General features: G+C 65.1%; 15 protein-coding genes and 1 tRNA gene. 12 read left to right on the forward strand and 4 right to left on the reverse strand.

Features of this window, described 5'->3' with window-relative positions; all coding sequences use genetic code 11:
• Positions 1-8 precede the first annotated feature (8 nt).
• The 4 genes from SAC06_RS03375 to SAC06_RS03390 form a co-directional block, all read right to left on the reverse strand.
• A complete protein-coding gene (locus SAC06_RS03375; protein WP_350258807.1) occupies positions 9-1,748 on the reverse strand; it encodes a hypothetical protein in 1,740 nt (579 codons plus the stop codon).
• Positions 1,733-2,503, reverse strand: a complete 771-nt coding sequence (locus SAC06_RS03380) for an ABC transporter ATP-binding protein (RefSeq protein WP_350258808.1) — start codon at positions 2,501-2,503, stop codon at positions 1,733-1,735. Before SAC06_RS03380 ends, SAC06_RS03375 begins: the two co-directional genes overlap by 16 nt.
• A gap of 81 nt (positions 2,504-2,584) precedes the next feature.
• Positions 2,585-3,085 (reverse strand): MarR family transcriptional regulator, encoded by a 501-nt coding sequence (locus SAC06_RS03385; RefSeq protein WP_350258809.1) that lies wholly within the window; start codon positions 3,083-3,085, stop codon positions 2,585-2,587.
• A gap of 15 nt (positions 3,086-3,100) precedes the next feature.
• A complete protein-coding gene (locus SAC06_RS03390; RefSeq protein WP_350258810.1) occupies positions 3,101-3,733 on the reverse strand; it encodes a TetR/AcrR family transcriptional regulator in 633 nt (210 codons plus the stop codon).
• A 59-nt stretch (positions 3,734-3,792) separates the two neighbouring features.
• On the opposite strand from SAC06_RS03390, the gene SAC06_RS03395 reads away from it, so the two are divergent.
• The 12 genes from SAC06_RS03395 to SAC06_RS03450 all read left to right on the forward strand — a co-directional run bounded on the left by SAC06_RS03395 (position 3,793) and on the right by SAC06_RS03450 (position 16,189).
• A tRNA-Gln gene (locus tag SAC06_RS03395) sits at positions 3,793-3,863 on the forward strand.
• A 45-nt stretch (positions 3,864-3,908) separates the two neighbouring features.
• Complete coding sequence (locus SAC06_RS03400; RefSeq protein ID WP_350258811.1) at positions 3,909-4,919, forward strand: bifunctional N-acetylglucosamine-1-phosphate uridyltransferase/glucosamine-1-phosphate acetyltransferase; 1,011 nt, start codon at positions 3,909-3,911, stop codon at positions 4,917-4,919.
• A gap of 68 nt (positions 4,920-4,987) precedes the next feature.
• On the forward strand, positions 4,988-5,968 hold the full coding sequence (locus SAC06_RS03405) for a ribose-phosphate diphosphokinase (RefSeq protein WP_350258812.1): 981 nt from the start codon (positions 4,988-4,990) through the stop codon (positions 5,966-5,968).
• A gap of 133 nt (positions 5,969-6,101) precedes the next feature.
• A complete protein-coding gene (locus SAC06_RS03410; RefSeq protein ID WP_350258813.1) occupies positions 6,102-6,689 on the forward strand; it encodes a 50S ribosomal protein L25/general stress protein Ctc in 588 nt (195 codons plus the stop codon).
• A gap of 137 nt (positions 6,690-6,826) precedes the next feature.
• The gene (locus SAC06_RS03415; RefSeq protein ID WP_350258814.1) at positions 6,827-8,101 is read left to right on the forward strand and encodes a hypothetical protein; all 1,275 of its coding nucleotides are present in this window, start codon (positions 6,827-6,829) and stop codon (positions 8,099-8,101) included.
• Positions 8,025-9,020 carry a mannose-1-phosphate guanylyltransferase gene (locus SAC06_RS03420; protein ID WP_350259147.1) on the forward strand — a complete coding sequence of 332 codons (996 nt, stop codon included), beginning with the start codon at positions 8,025-8,027 and terminating at the stop codon, positions 9,018-9,020. Before SAC06_RS03415 ends, SAC06_RS03420 begins: the two co-directional genes overlap by 77 nt.
• Before the next feature lie 190 nt (positions 9,021-9,210).
• The gene (locus tag SAC06_RS03425; RefSeq protein WP_350258815.1) at positions 9,211-10,323 is read left to right on the forward strand and encodes a BMP family ABC transporter substrate-binding protein; all 1,113 of its coding nucleotides are present in this window, start codon (positions 9,211-9,213) and stop codon (positions 10,321-10,323) included.
• A 143-nt stretch (positions 10,324-10,466) separates the two neighbouring features.
• A complete protein-coding gene (locus tag SAC06_RS03430) occupies positions 10,467-11,981 on the forward strand; it encodes an ABC transporter ATP-binding protein (protein ID WP_350258816.1) in 1,515 nt (504 codons plus the stop codon).
• Entirely contained in the window at positions 11,978-13,249 is a 1,272-nt protein-coding gene (locus SAC06_RS03435) for an ABC transporter permease (RefSeq protein ID WP_350258817.1), read from the forward strand. The genes SAC06_RS03430 and SAC06_RS03435 overlap by 4 nt, the downstream gene beginning before the upstream one ends.
• Positions 13,246-14,490: an ABC transporter permease gene (locus SAC06_RS03440; RefSeq protein ID WP_350258818.1), complete on the forward strand. Its 1,245-nt coding sequence runs from the start codon at positions 13,246-13,248 to the stop codon at positions 14,488-14,490. Before SAC06_RS03435 ends, SAC06_RS03440 begins: the two co-directional genes overlap by 4 nt.
• Positions 14,487-14,900, forward strand: a complete 414-nt coding sequence (locus tag SAC06_RS03445) for a cytidine deaminase (protein WP_350258819.1) — start codon at positions 14,487-14,489, stop codon at positions 14,898-14,900. Before SAC06_RS03440 ends, SAC06_RS03445 begins: the two co-directional genes overlap by 4 nt.
• Positions 14,897-16,189, forward strand: coding sequence for a thymidine phosphorylase (locus SAC06_RS03450; RefSeq protein WP_350258820.1), 1,293 nt, complete (start codon positions 14,897-14,899; stop codon positions 16,187-16,189). Before SAC06_RS03445 ends, SAC06_RS03450 begins: the two co-directional genes overlap by 4 nt.
• The last annotated feature ends 12 nt before the right edge of the window (positions 16,190-16,201 follow it).

Consider the following 16,201-nt stretch of genomic DNA (forward strand, 5'->3'; position numbering starts at 1 on the left):
TGGCTAGGTTAGGCTTTTGACCGGTGTCCGGGCCAGTTGGAGATTTTGGTGAGGATTTCCACCTGGGTGCGATCCAGGATTCGTCCGCCCAGCCAGACCCCGAACCAGATGGACAGGGCCACCCAGAGCCAGGCCAGCAAGACCGCGCCGTAAGTCCAGGTGCTGGTGGCCCCGGTTCCGAAGAACGCGACCCCGAGGGCGGCCAGCGGAACTAGTCCCAGTAGCACCGCGAAGGCCATCTGGGCCAGGCCGACGATCATGGTCACCCAGAACTCGCCGGTCCCCTTGGAGGACAGCGGGTTGGTTCCGGGGGGCTGGACCGGGTACACCCACTGGGACCCGATGATCGAGGTGGCCGCCTGGGAACAGGAGAACAGCAGCATCATCAGGGTGAAGACCAGGAACATCTCCCAAAGGGTCAGGCCGCTGACCAGGCCGTAGATCAGCACGGCCAGGGCAATGAACCCTAGGACCACGGCGGAAGAGCCGAGCAGCCGGCCCCACCGGTCATCCCGCCCGCGAGTCCCGCCGGCCACTTCCAGCCAGAACGCGGTCGAGTCGTACTGCAGCAGAATACCGATGGCCTGCCCCAGGATGAACCCGGAGAACACCAGCATCCCGACGCCGAACCCGTTGGAGAACCCGGCCGGAACTTCTTCGCCCTGCATGGCAAACACCTTCGGCATGGCCGAGGCGACAAAGACCAGGACGGCGGCGGCGATCAGCTGCGCGCTCAGGCGCGGGTCGCGCACCCAGTACATGCGGGTCCGTTCGGCAATGGCAGCCGCCGGCCGGCTCACACCCAGGCGCAGCCACCGCTGGGCTCCGTCCAGCAGCGGCATCGGCACGCCGGACACGACCGGGTCGGGTTGGCGCTTGGCCCGGTTCGGGTTGACCAGCGTCTGTGCACCGGCCTCAATGGCTTCGAGATCCGCGGCTTTCAGGCGCTGCGGTTGGCCGTACATGGCTACCGGCAGAATGGTCCGCCAGGCCCACCAGCCGACCAGGGCGGTCACCAGGGTGATTGCAGCCAGGATCGCGACCTTCCCCCAGGCTCCTTCGGCCGCGGCGGCTGCCAGTGCCCAGGGAGCCCCAACCGGGGTCCACTGGGCGACCGAGACGGCCACCTCCAGCGCGCGCAGTCCCAGCGAGTCGATGGCCAGGTTCATCCAGACGCCCATCGGCGCCAGGATTACCATCAGCAGGACGAAGGCGATTAAGCCGGCCTTTTCCTTGCTGCGCCGACCGGTCTGGAACCGGGAGATCCACCCGACCGCGGCCCGGCTCCACACCAGGCTGATGAAGACCCCCAGCAGGGAGCCGACGATGCCGATCAGTCCCACCAGGGGACCGCCGTAAATCAGCCAGGCGGCAATTTGAACCCCCAGGAAGATCACCAGGTAGATGCCGGCCACGCCAAGGGCGGTCACTAGCAGCAGCGACCAGGCCAGCTTCCGGCTCGGCGCCAGGAAGGGTGCCAGCTTCTTCGGGTCCAGGGTGCCTTCCTGACTGGCGAAGACGACGGGCAGCAGAATCCACCCGAGGGTGTACACCGCGCCGAGGCCGACCAGAATCTGCGGGGCTTGCGGCACCTTGGTGATGGTGGCGGCCAGCACGCCGACGCTGAGGATGACCACCAGCACTAGGCCGTAGACGTAGCCGATGATGGACATCACCAGGATGGCCGTTTGGGCCCGCATCGTGTTCCAGAGGGAACGAAGTTTGATAGCGGCTAGTTGCCCAACCACGACAGGCCCCCTTCGCTGGCGCGTCCGCCCACCAGCTGGGCAAACCGCTCCTCCAGCTCCTGGCCGGCGGCCACCTCCTCGACGGTGCCGGCCGCCACCACCTGGCCGCGGTTGACGATCGCAACGTGGTCGCACAGCTTCTCGACCGTGGCCATCACGTGGGAGGACAAGATGACGGTTCCGCCCTGGTGGACGAAAGTCTGCAGGATGCTGCGAATGTTGGCCGAGGAAACCGGGTCCACCGACTCGAACGGCTCGTCCAGCACCACCACCTGCGGGGAGTGGATCAACGCGGAGGCCAGCGCGATCTTCTTCGCCATCCCGGCCGAGTAGTCGGCGATGATCTTCTTCCCCGCCTCTAGCAGGTCGAAGGCGCGCAGCAGGTCCGTGGTGCGCTCACGAGCCTGCTCCGGGTTCAGCCCGCGCAGCAGCGCCACGTAGGTGAGGTAGTCGGGCCCGCTCAGGCGGTCGAAGATCCGCAGCCCGTCGGGCATGACGCCGAGCAGCGCCTTGGCCGGCTCCGGATCGGACCAAATGTCGATCCCGTGGATCAGGGCGGTGCCGCGGTCGGGCACCAGCAGGCCGGTGGCCATCGACAGGGTGGTGGTTTTGCCGGCACCGTTGGGGCCGACCATGCCGTAAAACGAGCCGGTGGGAATGTCGAGCGACAGGTCGCCGACGGCTACCGTTTCACCGAATACTTTGACCAGATGTCGCAGAGAGATTGCGGCCCCGGTGGGGGTAGGTTCGGACATCAGCTTCCTTCCGTTGAGAGGGGATGTTGGCTCACTGTACTAGTACTGTAGTACAAAGTCGCTTGGAGGGCGACGCGAGATTTACGCTTCGAAGACGGTCAGGAGCGGCATCAGCAACTCGGCCAACCGGTCGCGCTCTTCTGTGCTGAGCGGCTCCAGCAGCTCGCGTTCAGAGTTCAGCAGGGTCGCCAGGGCAGAGTCCACCCGGGTGCGCCCGTCCTCGGTCAGGCTGACCAAAATGGCCCGCCGATCTGACGGGGCCGGCCCGCGCACCACCAGCCCGCGGCCCTCGAGCCGGTCGATCCGGTTGGTCATAGTTCCCGAGGAGACCAGCAGCTCGGCCAGCAGTTGGCCGGGGGTGAGGGAGTAGGGCTTTCCCGCGCGGCGCAGCGTCGCCAGGACGTCGAACTCCCACGGCTCCAGCTCGTGGGTGGCAAACGCACGCCGGCGCAGCAGGTCGAAGTGGCGGGACAGGCGGGAGAGGCGGGAAAACACCAGCATCGGGGAGGCATCTAGATCGGGACGCTCGTGAGTCCAAGCACGGACTATACGAGCGGATTCGTCCTCGCGGGGCTGGTTCATACTTTGAGGATACCCTTACCGGCCGTCTAGTGCGCCTAAGGTGAGGTTGGGGTCGGTGCGCAGATTTCGCATTCCGTTCCAAATTAGGTTGACCACGTGGGCCGCCACCTCGTCCTTTGCCGGCGTGCGCGCCTCTAGCCACCACTGGCCCACCTGGGCCACCGCCCCGACCAACAACTGTGCATAGAGGGGTGCCCACGAGGTCGGATAGCCGGTCCGCTTGAACTGTGCGGCCAGCAGATATTCGGTGCGGGAAGCGACGTCGCCCAGGATCGAATAGAACGAGCCTTTGGTCTGAGCGGAGGGAACGTCCCGCACCAGCACCCGGAACCCGTCTCCGTCCGAGTCGATGTAGTCCAGCAGGGCCAGGGCCCCCCGTTCCAGGACCAGGCGAGGTGACCCCTCCGCCTGGAGGGCCGCCTCGAGCGCCCCCGTCAGCGACTGGACCTCCCGATCCACGATCACCGCGTAGACGCCTTCCTTCCCCCCAAAATGCTCGTAGACGACGGGCTTGGTCACCCCCGCCTTCTTGGCGATCTCCTCTACCGTGGTGGCGTCGTAGCCCTTGGCGGCAAAGATGGAGCGCGCCACATCGATGAGCTGCTCCCGCCGCTCAATCCCGGTCATTCGCTGTCGTTTTGAGGCCATAGTCATACGGTAGCCGGATGTGTGATCCGAGAGCGAATGTGGCACAATCGGATGTGCATTCCGCCCTGGTGTAATGGCAGCACAGAGGTTTTTGGTGCCTTTAGTCCGGGTTCGAATCCTGGGGGCGGAGCGAAGTGGCGCCGAAACGGGAGGCGCCACCGCTGAAAGGTGCTGCATGAGCCGAGATTGTTCCGTCGTCGTAATGGCCGCCGGTAAGGGCACCCGGATGAAGTCCGCCGTCCCCAAAGTCCTGCACTCCCTGTGCGGTCGCACCCTGCTCGGCCATGCTCTGGCCACGGCTGAGGGCCTGGACCCGCGCCAAATCATCGTGGTGGTTCGCCATGAGCGCGACCTGGTGGCCGCCGAGGTGGGCTCCCAGGCAGTGGTCGCCGATCAGGATGAGATTCCCGGCACCGGGCGAGCCGTCCAGTGCGGGTTGGAGCAGGCTCAGGGGGACCTGGGGCGAACCGTGGTGGTCACCTCGGGCGACGTCCCCCTCCTGGAGCCGAGCACGCTGGTCGAGCTGGTGGAGGCGCACGAGGCGGCCGGAGCCGCCGTCACCCTGATGACGACCATCGCCGAGGACCCCCACGGCTACGGCCGGGTCCTGCGCGGCGAGGACGGGCTGGTCACCGCCATCGTGGAAGAGAAGGACGCCACCGATGAGCAGCGGCAGGTTCGGGAGATCAACGCCGGCATCTACGCGTTCGAAACCGAGTTCCTGCTGGCGGCGCTTGGAAACCTGGGCCAGGACAACGCGCAGGGTGAGATGTACCTCACCGACACGGTGGCGCGGGCCGTGGCCGAGGGAAAGAAGGCGCTGCCGTTTGTGCTCACCGACCGGTGGCAGGCGGAGGGGTGCAACGACCTGGCCCAGCTGGCTCAGCTTCGGCAGGTGCTGACCGCGCGTCTGTGTGAACGCCACCTGCTGGCCGGGGTCAGCATCGTCGACCCAACCAACATTCAGCTGGACGTTCAGGTTCAGTTGGAGCCGGACTGCACCATTGAGCCGGGTACCGCTTTGCGAGGCCGGACCGTGGTTCGCACCGGCGCCGTCGTGGGGCCCTGCACCACCCTCGCCGACGTGGAGGTGGGTGCCGGGGCCACGGTCCCCCACAGTGTCCTGACCGCCACCGAGGTGCCGGCGGGCCAGGCTGTGGCTCCTTTCACCCGTCAGGTCGGGTAAGTCATGCACGGGCATGCGACTAAGATCGGTTGTGTAAGGTCGCGCCGGCGGCCAGAAGGAGAATCCCTGTGAGCGGAATTGTGTCCTCGGGTGAAAAGCAACTGATTCTCATCTCGGGGCGGGCCCACCCGCAACTGGCAGCCGCTGTCGCTGAGGAACTGGGGACCGAGGTCTCCTCGACCACCGCCTACGACTTTGCGAACGGGGAAATCTACGTCCGCTTCAACGAGTCGGTCCGCGGCGCAGACGTGTTTGTCCTCCAGTCCCACGCCGCCCCAATCAACAAGTGGCTGATGGAACAGCTGATCATGATCGACGCCGCCAAGCGCGCCTCCGCCAAGCGGATCACCGCGGTGTCGCCGTTCTACCCCTACTCTCGCCAGGACAAGAAGCACCAGGGCCGCGAGCCAATCTCGGCTCGCCTGATTGCGGATCTGTACAAGACCGCCGGGGCAGACCGTGTCATGAGCGTGGACCTGCACGCCGCCCAGGCTCAGGGCTTCTTCGACGGCCCGGTCGACCACCTGTGGGCAATGCCGGTGCTGGTCGACTACGTCAAAGAGCGGATCGACCCGGAACATGTCGCCGTCGTTTCCCCCGATGCCGGCCGCATCCGGGTGGCGGAAAAGTGGGCGGCCAAGCTGGGGAACTGCCCGCTGGCCTTCGTCCACAAGACGCGGGACACCTCGCGCCCAAACGTGGCGGTGGCCAACCGGGTGGTGGGTGACGTGGAGGGCCGCCAGTGCGTGCTGGTGGACGACATGATTGACACGGCCGGCACGATTGCCGAAGCGGTCAAGGTGCTCTACCAGGCCGGCGCGAAAGATGTGATTGTGGCCGCCACCCACGGGGTTCTGTCCGATCCGGCCCCTCAGCGGCTCGAAGGCTGCGGGGCGTCCGAGGTGGTCGTCACCGACACCCTGCCCATTTCCGAGGCGAAACGCTTCCCCCAGTTGACGGTGCTGTCCATTGCGCCGCTGCTGGCCCGGGCCATTCACGAGGTGTTCGAGGACGGCTCGGTCACCTCCATGTTTGACGGGGTGGCTTAGCTCACCGCTAGGCGGGCGCAGTTTTCCGCTACAATGTAACAGTTGCCCCGGCGAGGGAGGTTTCCTCCGTTATCGACAGGGAGTGCTTTTGCCGGGTGAACCAAGGATGTCCCACCCGTAGAGAGGAGCTCTCATGGCAGAGCAGACCAACGTTCTTTTGGCGCAGTTGCGCACCGAAACCGGAAAAGGTGCCGCTCGTCGTTCGCGCCGCGCGGGCCTGGTCCCGGCCGTCATGTACGGTCATGGCATTGATCCCGTCCACCTGGACCTGCCCGGCCACGAGGCCTTCCTGATCGTCAAGGACAACGCCAACGCGGTTGTCACCGTCAAGTACGACGGCAAGCAGCAGCTGGTGCTGGTCAAGAACGTGCAGGTGCACCCGGTGCGCCGGAACATCCTGCACATTGACCTGCTGGCCGTCCGCGCCGACGAAAAGGTCCAGGTTGAGGTGCCGCTGGTGCTGACTGGCGAATCCGCCCCCGGTACCCAGCATCAGCAGGAAGAGTTCTTCCTGCTGATCTCGGCCCCGGCCACCGATATCCCCGAGCACATCGAGGTGTCCCTGGACGGCCTGGAAGAAGGCGCCATCGTTCGCGTGGAAGACCTGAAGCTGCCGGCCGACGTGATTGCCGAAACCCCCGCCGACCGCGACGTCGTCTCTATCCTGGCCCTGGCTGCCGAGGCGGAAGAAGAAGCCGCCACCGAAGAGGCTGCCGAGTAGTCAACTCGCATCCAGCCCGCCTCCAACTTGATTGGGGGCGGGTTTGGCGTTTCCGGGCCAGGTGCTCGCGGCCCGATCCACAGCCCGGGCCGGCCGACCGGCCGTGTAACTCGGCCACCACCGGCTATTCTGGCCAGGTGAGAAAACTGGTTCCGGTCTTTGCCGCCCTGGCCGTGGTGGTGGTGCAACTGCTTTGGTGGACGCTGACGCCGCGCGGGACGATCGAAACCGACGTGGGCTACTACTGGGCTTACGTCAACCTGGTGCCCGAGCACGGCTTCGGCCCGGTTCTGCCGGAGTATCCGCTCCCGGCGGCCATTCTCCTGTGGCTTCCGACGCTGTTCGTCTCCACCTTCCCGGCCTACTTCAACGTCTTCTGGCTGGTGAACGCCGCCCTGTGCCTGGTTTTTGCCTGGGCGCTGTGGCGGGTGGGGGAGCGGCCGGCGCTGATCTGGCTGGCCGGCCTGGCCGCGGCCGGACCCCTCAGCCTGTTTCGCTTCGACCTTTGGCCCGGGCTGCTGGTGGCGCTGGCCCTGTGGAACTACGCCCGACCGGTCCGCTGGTCGGTGCTGCTGGCGGCCGGGACCGCGTTGAAAGTCTGGCCGGTCCTGATTTGGCCGCTCGGTGGCTGGAAGTGGCGGCGCCTGTGGCCGGCCCTGCTCTCGGCGGTGCTGGTGGTCGGGGTGTGCCTGGCGATAGCCGGGCCGGAGCGGCTCCTGTCTCCGTTTACCTGGCAGGGTGAACGCGGCCTCCATATTGAGGCGCTGCTGGCCCTGTGGATCCTGGTTGCGCGCCTGTTCACCGACCGGTGGGAGGCGGGGCTCTCCGACAACAACTCGGTTGATTTCACGGGACCTGGAGTCCAGGCCACCCTGGCGGTTGGCTCGGTTCTGTGGGTGCTGTTCCTTGCGGCGGTCCTGGCCCTGGCCTGGTGGGTGGGCCGGCACCGAAGTGTGACCGCGGTGGCGCTCGCCGTCAACTGGGTGCTCTGGACGCTGCTGGCGGTCAACAAGGTGTTCTCCCCGCAGTATCTGATGTGGGCCCTGCCAGCGTTCGCTGTGCTGTGGCTGGTGGCTCGGCGTCCACTGCCCAGGTGGTGGATTCCAGCAGTGCTGGTGATCAGCTTCCTGACCGGGCTGACCTACCCGCTGTTCTACGACTACCTCTTTAATGGACCCGCCTGGGTGGCTACCGTGGGCCTGGTGGTGCGCGGCGTCCTGCTGGTGGCCCTCTCGGTCAGTTTGGCCGTTAGAATCAGAGACGTCTCGACCGAAAGAGGAACCCATGTTGCACGCCATCATTCCGGCCGGAGGCGCCGGCACTCGCCTGTGGCCGCTGTCTCGCCAAAGTCAGCCCAAGTTTCTGCTGGACCCGCTCGGTCGCGGGCAGACGCTGCTGCAGGAGACTTTTGATCGGCTTCGCGAGATGGCGCTCACCATCACGGTGGTGACCGGGCCCCAGCACTACGAGGAGGTGCGCCGCCAGCTTCCGGACCTGACCGAACACGGCGACAACCCTTTCCCCGGTGAGATTCTGATTGAGCCCAGCCCGCGCGACTCGATGGCGGCGATCGGGCTGGCCACCTACATCATTCGCGAGCGCTACGGGGACGGTGCCCTGGTGGGGTCCTTCGCCGCGGACCACGTGATCGAGGACCGAGCGGCGTTCGAAGCGGCTTTGAGTCTGGCCGAGCAGGGGGCCCGCTCCGGCCTCCTGACCACCCTCGGGATTGTTCCCACCGAGCCCTCGACCGCCTTCGGTTACATTGAGCCGGACGGGGAGGAGGAGTTGTCCGCCGTCCGCCGCTTTGTGGAAAAGCCGGACGAGGAGCGAGCTGCCGAATATGTGGCCGCCGGCTACCTGTGGAACGCGGGCATCTTCGTGGCGGAGGCGGGGACCATTGCCGCGGGGTTGGCGGCCGAGTTACCGGCGATGGACACGCAGCTGCGAGCCATTGCCCGGCGCCACCTGAAGACACTGGTGGAAACGGGGGAGAACGGGCAGATCCGGGCGGAACACTGGGACCGACTGACCCGAATTGCGATTGACTACGCCCTGGCCGAGCCGATGGCGGCCCGCGGGCAGGTGGCGGTGGTGCGCACCTCGCCGAATCTGGGTTGGTCCGACATTGGCGACTTCGCCGCGGTGGCACGCCTGCGGGGGAACGACCCGCTGATCCTGTCCGAGCGCCACGTTGAAGTGCTGGGACTGACCGGGATCGGGGTGGTTGACACGCCCGATGCGCTGTTGGTGCTGGACTTGGAGCAGGCGCAGGAAGTGAAAGAGATCGTTGATCGGCTGCGAGAAACTGGGACCAATAGCCTAATCTAGAGACCTTCGTCTAGGGCTGGGTTGGGCTTGAGTGTAACAATGCTCACAGGGTCGATCACAGATCGGTTGCGTTTCCCTGGAAGAACAGTAGGAACCGCTGAAAACCGGCGTCGACCGGGATATTATGGTTCACCGACGTGAATCGCCTGGCAGAGATTCTCGTCCCAAAAAATAACTTTGGAGGAAATAAGTGAAGAACACGCTAAAGTTTGGAGCCATTGCGGCTGTTGCGGCGCTGTCTCTGGCCGCTTGTGGGCAGGCCCCGGCAGAGCAGAGCTCTCCGAGCGGTGACACCACTCAGTCGGACGCGGGTGCCGCGCCCAGCAGCGATGTGAAGGCCTGCATGGTCTCTGACTCGGGTGGCTTTGACGACAAGTCGTTCAACCAGTCCGGTCACGAGGGCCTGATGCGCGCCAAGGACGAACTGGGCGTTGCGGTCGACCAGGCCGAATCCCAGAGCGACCAGGACTTTGTCCCGAACATCAACAACATGGTTCAGGGTGGCTGCGACATCATCATCGGTGTTGGCTTCCTGATGGCCGACGCGATGGATCAGGCTGCGGCCGAGCACCCGGACGTTAAGTTCGCCCTGGTTGACTCGACCTTCGCCTCCCAGGCCGAGGGCGTCGACGGTCTGCCCAACGCTCGGGCCCTGGTGTTCAACACCGCTGAGGCCTCCTACCTGGCCGGCTACGCGGCTGCTGCGATGACCACCGACAAGGTCGGCACCTACCTGGGCGCCAACCTGCCGACCACCGCTATCTTCGCGGACGGCTTCGCGGACGGCATCGCCAAGTACAACGAGGTCCACGGCAAGGACGTCGAACTGGTTGGCTGGGACAAGGCCAAGCAGGAAGGCATGGCTGTCGGCAACTTCGAAGATGTGCCCAAGGGCAAGCAGTTCACCGAGCAGCTGATCGAGCAGGGCGCTCGCGTCATCATGCCCGTGGCTGGCCCGGTTGGCGCCGGCACCCTGGCCGCGGCCAAGGATTCGGCTGACACCTGGGTGGTTTGGGTTGACGCCGACGGCGTTGAGACCCAGCCCGAGTACAAGGACATCATCCTCACCTCGGTGATGAAGGACATCGGCAACGCCGTGTTCGACACCATCAAGGCGGTTCAGGACGGCTCCTTCGATGCCAACCCCTACATTGGCACCCTGGAAAACGGTGGCGTCGGCATTGCCCCGTGGCACGAGTTCGAGGACGTTGTCCCGCAGGAAATCAAGGACGAGATTGACCAGCTGAAGCAGGACATCATCGACGGCAAGATTGTTGTCGAGACTGTCAACGCTCCGAAGTAAACGGCAATCATCTAGTGAAGAGGGAGTCACCCCGGTGGCTCCCTCTTTCTTCCCCCGCGTGTGCGCAACAAGTCCGGTAAAGTGGATGGGACGAAATCACAAAGAGGTGTTTGCGCACCACAACTCCCCCAGAAGGAGAGAAAGTGAAACTTGAGCTGGAGGGCATCACTAAGGTCTTCGGACCCTTAGTGGCAAACGACCAGATCAGCCTGCAGGTTGAACCTGGTGAAATCCATGCCCTATTGGGTGAGAACGGCGCCGGCAAGTCCACGCTGATGAACGTTCTCTACGGGCTGTACCAGCCCGACGAAGGTCAGATTCTGATTGATGGCAAACCGGTCCGCTTCCAGGGCCCCGGCGACGCGGTGGCGGTCGGGATTGGCATGGTGCACCAGCACTTCATGCTGGTCCCAGTTTTCACCGTGGCCGAGTCGGTGGCCCTCGGGTACGAGCCGGTGGGCCCTCTGGGGGTGATCAATCATCAGAAGGCGCGCCAGAAAGTGAAGGAGCTGTCGGACCGGTTCGGGTTCGACATTGATCCGGACGCCTACATTGAAGACCTTCCAGTTGGGGTCCAGCAGCGGGTGGAGATCATCAAGGCACTGTCGCGCGATGCCGAAGTGCTGATTCTGGATGAGCCGACCGCGGTGCTGACCCCGCAGGAAACCGATGAACTCATCGAGATCATGCGCCAGCTCAAGGCCAGCGGCACCTCCATTGTCTTCATCACCCACAAGCTGCGGGAAGTTCGGGCCGTGGCCGACAAGATCACGGTGATCCGGCGCGGCAAAGTGGTCGGTGAAGCCAAGCCGACCGACTCGGAGCAGGACCTCGCCTCGCTAATGGTGGGCCGTCCGGTCGACCTGGGGGTCGACAAGGAACCGGCTCAACCTGCCGAAGCTCAGCTCACCCTGGACAACGTCACCGTCATCGAAGACACCGGTCACACCTCCCTGGACGGGGTCTCCTTCGAGGTCCGTCGCGGGGAAATCCTCTGTGTCGCCGGCGTGCAGGGCAACGGTCAGACCGAACTGTGCGAGGTGATCCTGGGATCGACCGCACCCGCCGGGGGCCGGATCCTGTTTGGGGACAAGGATGTGGCTTCCACCGGGATCAAGCAGCGGCTCCGTTCCGGCCTGGGCTACGTGCCGGAGGACCGCTCCAAAGACGGGATGATTGCCACGTTCTCGATTGCAGAGAACATGATCCTCGACGTCTACGACCAAAAGCCCTTTGCCACCGGGATGCAGATGCACCCCCAGGTGGTGGGTGAGAATGCTGAGAAGCTCCGCGAAGAGTTCGACGTCCGGGTGACCTCGGTGCACGATCCCATCTCCACCCTGTCGGGCGGAAACCAGCAGAAGGCCATTTTGGCGCGCGAACTGTCCCGCCCCATCGACATTTTGGTGGCAGCGCAGCCGACCCGCGGCCTGGATGTGGGCTCAATTGAGTTCGTCCACCAGCGGATCGTGCAGGCTCGCGACAACGGGACCGCCGTCCTGGTGGTCTCCACCGAGTTGGATGAGGTCACCTCCCTGGCGGACCGGATTGCGGTCATGTATCGCGGCCGGGTGGTCGGCATTGTCCCGGCGGACACCGATCGCAACGTCCTGGGTCTGATGATGGCTGGCGTTCCCTACGAGGAGGCAAATAAATGAGCAACGCGGCAACGCTGGCGCCCGTCGATCCGCCTGCGCCCGGTCAGGGCCACGCGGACGAGACCACCAACTGGGTCCAGAAAATTATTCGCACTTTCTTCAGCCCCAGCGCGGGCACGGTCGCCCTGGCTATTTTAGGTGCGCTGGTCATCGGCGCCCTGATCGTGGTCTTCTTCGACCCGCAGGTCCAGGCGACCATGGGCTACTTCTTCCAGCGCCCCGGTGATTTCTTCTCCGAAGCTGGACGGGCCTTCAGCAGTTTCTTCTCCGCCCTGGTGCGCGGAGCGATCTTCGATTGGACCCAGCCCACCTTTGCCAAGGCGATTCGCCCCGCCACCGAGTCGATTGTGCGGGCCATCCCGCTGATCATCGCCGGTCTGGCTATCGCCCTGTCCTTCACCGCTGGCCTGTTCAACATCGGTGTGCAGGGGCAGATCATCCTCGGCGCCATCTTCGGTGGCTACGTCGGCCTGGCCCTGAACCTGCCCCCGGTGGTGCACCTGCTGGTCGCCATCCTGGCGGCCGTGATCGGCGGTGCCCTCTGGGGCTTCATCCCGGGCATTCTCAAGGCTCAACTCGGGGCCAACGAGGTGATCGTGACGATCATGTTGAACTCGATTGCGCTGCTATTACTTCAAGCCCTGCTGAACACGGAGGCCTTCCACGGAACCGGATATGCCGGCAAGTCGATGCCGGTTGGCCCCAATGCGGTCTACCCGTTGCTGATGGGGTCGGGTTTCCGCCTTCACTTCGGATTCCTGGTCGCGATCCTGGCGGCCGTCTTCCTCTGGTGGCTGCTGGACCGCTCCACCTTCGGGTTTGAGCTGCGGGCGGCCGGGGCCAACCCCGAAGCCGCCAACACCGCAGGTATCAACGTGAAGCGGACCATGATGCTGACCCTGGTCCTCTCGGGGGCCCTGGCCGGCCTGGCCGCCACCGCACCCGTCCTGGGGACGGAAAAGGGGCTGTCGGTAGGTTTGGCCGGCACCATCGGCTTCGACGCCATCACGGTGGCGCTGCTGGGTAAGTCGCGCCCGATGGGGGTGTTCTTCGCCGGGTTGCTGTTTGGCGCACTGAACGCCGGCGGGGCCCTGATGCAGTCTTCCGCGGGCATTCCCGTTGACATTGTCCAGATCACCCAGGCCATCATCGTGCTGATGATCGCCGGATCCGAGGCCGTCAGGTGGATGCGTCAGCGAAGGAAACAGGACCAACAGACCGTTGAAAAGGTGGAGGTTTCCGCCTCCAAGGAAGGAGCGGTGGCGTGAACCAGCAACAGGTCACTCTCCCGATTCAGTGGCGCGACCCGGTCGTCTCGGCGATCATGACGGTCCTGACTCTGATCCTGACCCTCTTCTCTAAGGGGTACTCAAATATTTCGTTCAACAAGGCGACCACCTGGTTTGAAGGTGGGGTCTGGACCATTCCGGCCGCCACCACCGGCTGGCTGATGGTCGCGATCGCCGCGGTGGTCACGGTCCTGATCTGGGTTCGGGCCATCGGTCGCAAGAAGGTGTCGGCCTGGCTGCTGGGACTGGTTGGGGTCGCGTTCGTGATCACCTTCCTGGTCTGGATGGTGGCTGACCGCCCCACCGCCAACCTGCCGCTGGTGTCGCTGCTCTCCGGCGGGCTGATGTTTGCCACCCCGCTGGTGTTTGGCGCGCTGGCCGGCGTCGTCAACGAGCGTTCCGGCGTGATCAACATTGCGATTGAAGGCCAGCTGCTGCTCGGTGCTTTCGCCGGGGTCCTGGTCGGCTCCATGTTCGGCACCTCCTGGGTCGGCCTGATTGGGGCTCCCCTGGCGGGCATGGGCCTGGCGGTCCTGCTGGCGTGGTTCACCATCACCTTCCGGACCGAGAACATCGTCGTCGGCGTGGTGCTGAACATGTTGGCCCTGGGGCTGACCTCGTTCCTGTTCTCCACCCTGCTGAAGAACTCACCGCACCTGAACCAGCCGATGCGACTGCCGATCATCCGGATCCCGGTGCTGGCCGACATCCCGGTGATTGGGCCGGTGCTGTTCAACCAGACCATCCTCGTGTACCTGATGTACGCGGCCGTGATCATCATGCAGTTCATGCTGTTCAACTCCCGCTGGGGTCTGCGCGTGCGGGCCTCGGGTGAGAAGCCGAAGGCCGCCGACACCGTCGGAATCAAGGTCAACTCGATCCGGTGGCACTCGGTGCTGCTGGGTGGGGCCCTGGCCGGTCTGGGCGGCGCGGTCTTCACCATTGGCCAGGACCTGGCCTTCTCGAAGGACATGGCTGCCGGCAACGGCTTTATCGCCCTGGCGGCCATGATTCTGGGTCGCTGGAACCCGACCGGGGCGCTGGCCGCCTCGCTGCTGTTCGGGTTCGCGACCAGCCTGGGGATCGTCATGCAGTCGGTGGGGGCGCCAATCCCGGCCGAGTACGTGCTGATGACGCCCTACATCGTCACCATTTTGGCGGTGGCCGGCTTCGTCGGCGCGGTTCGACCGCCAGCTGAGGAAGGGAAACCGTATCCGTGACAGTAACTGAGGACCAGTGGGCCGAGCTTCATCGTCTGGCAGTATCGGCGATGGAGCGGGCCTACTGCCCGTATTCGAAGTTCCCCGTGGGGGCGGCCGCGCTCGTTGACGACGGCCGAATGATCACGGGGTGCAACGTTGAGAACGCCGCCTACGGCGTGGCGCTGTGCGCCGAATGTGGACTGATCTCAGAACTGGTCAACACCGGTGGCGGGAAGCTGGTGGCCTTCGCCTGCGTCAACTCGCAGTCCGAACCCACCGCTCCCTGCGGCCGGTGCCGCCAACTCCTCTTCGAGCACGCCGCCCCGGAACTGGTGCTGGCCATGCCTGCCGGTCGGATGACGATCGACGAGGTGCTCCCCGGAGGGTTTGGGCCGGCAGACCTGGATGCAAAGCAGGAGGGTAAATGATGGCGAGCGAACTGTTCGACGCTGTGGACGTGATTCGGACTAAGCGTGACGGCTGGGTGCTCTCTGACGCTCAAATCAACTGGGTAATCGACGCCTACACGCGCGGCGTGGTGGCGGACGAGCAAATGTCTGCGCTGGCAATGGCGATCTTCCTGCGGGGAATGAACCGACAGGAGATCTCCACCTGGGCCAACGCCATGATCAACTCGGGTGAGCGGATGGACTTTTCCGCCCTGCCGCGCACCACCGCCGACAAGCACTCGACCGGTGGGGTGGGGGACAAGATCACCCTCCCGCTGGCGCCGCTGGTGGCGGCCTTCGACGTGGCCGTCCCGCAGCTCTCAGGGCGGGGCCTCGGCCACACCGGGGGCACGCTGGACAAGATGGAGGCCATCCCCGGTTGGCGCGCCGACCTGTCCAACGAAGAGATCATGGAGATCCTGGCCGGTCCGGGGGCGGTGATCTGTGCGGCTGGCAAGGGGCTGGCCCCGGCCGACAAGAAGCTGTACGCGCTCCGTGACGTCACCGCCACGGTCGACACCATCCCCCTGATTGCCACCTCGATCATGTCCAAGAAGATTGCTGAGGGCACCAAAGCCCTGGTTTTGGACGTCAAGGTTGGTTCCGGGGCCTTCATGAAGACCCGCGCGGAGGCCGCCGAACTTGCTCGGACCATGGTCGACCTGGGGGTGGACGCCGGCGTCAACATCAGCGCGCTGCTGACCAACATGGATACCCCGCTGGGTCTGACCGCCGGGAACGGGCTGGAAGTGGAAGAGTCGGTCGAGGTGCTGGCCGGGGGTGGGCCCCAGGACGTGGTCGACCTGACCGTGGCTCTGGCCGAGGAGATGCTGCGCCTGGCGGGAAAGCCCGACCAGGACGTTCGCGCGGCCCTGCGCGACGGGCGGGCGATGGATCGCTGGCGGCAGATGGTCTCTGCCCAGGGTGGAGACCCGGACGCACCGCTCCCGGTGGCCAAGCATTCGGAGGTGATCACCGCCCCCGAGTCGGGTTACCTGACCCGGCTGGATGCGTGGGGCGTCGGGGTGTGCGCGTGGCGCCTCGGAGCGGGCCGCGCCGCCCAGGGAGAGAAAGTCCAGGCGGCTGCCGGCGTGCGAATGCACGCCAAGCCCGGGGACAAGGTGGTGGCCGGACAGCCGCTGCTGACCCTGTACACCGACACCCCAGAGCGATTTGAGCGCTCGATCGAGGCGCTGGACGGATCCTTTGAGATCGGCCCCAGCCAGCCCGAGTCGGTGCCGGTCGTCCTCGACAAGATTTCAAACTAGAAAAGAGGGAAT

It is taken from the genome of Scrofimicrobium sp. R131, assembly GCF_040256745.1.
Lineage (GTDB): Bacteria > Actinomycetota > Actinomycetes > Actinomycetales > Actinomycetaceae > Scrofimicrobium > Scrofimicrobium appendicitidis.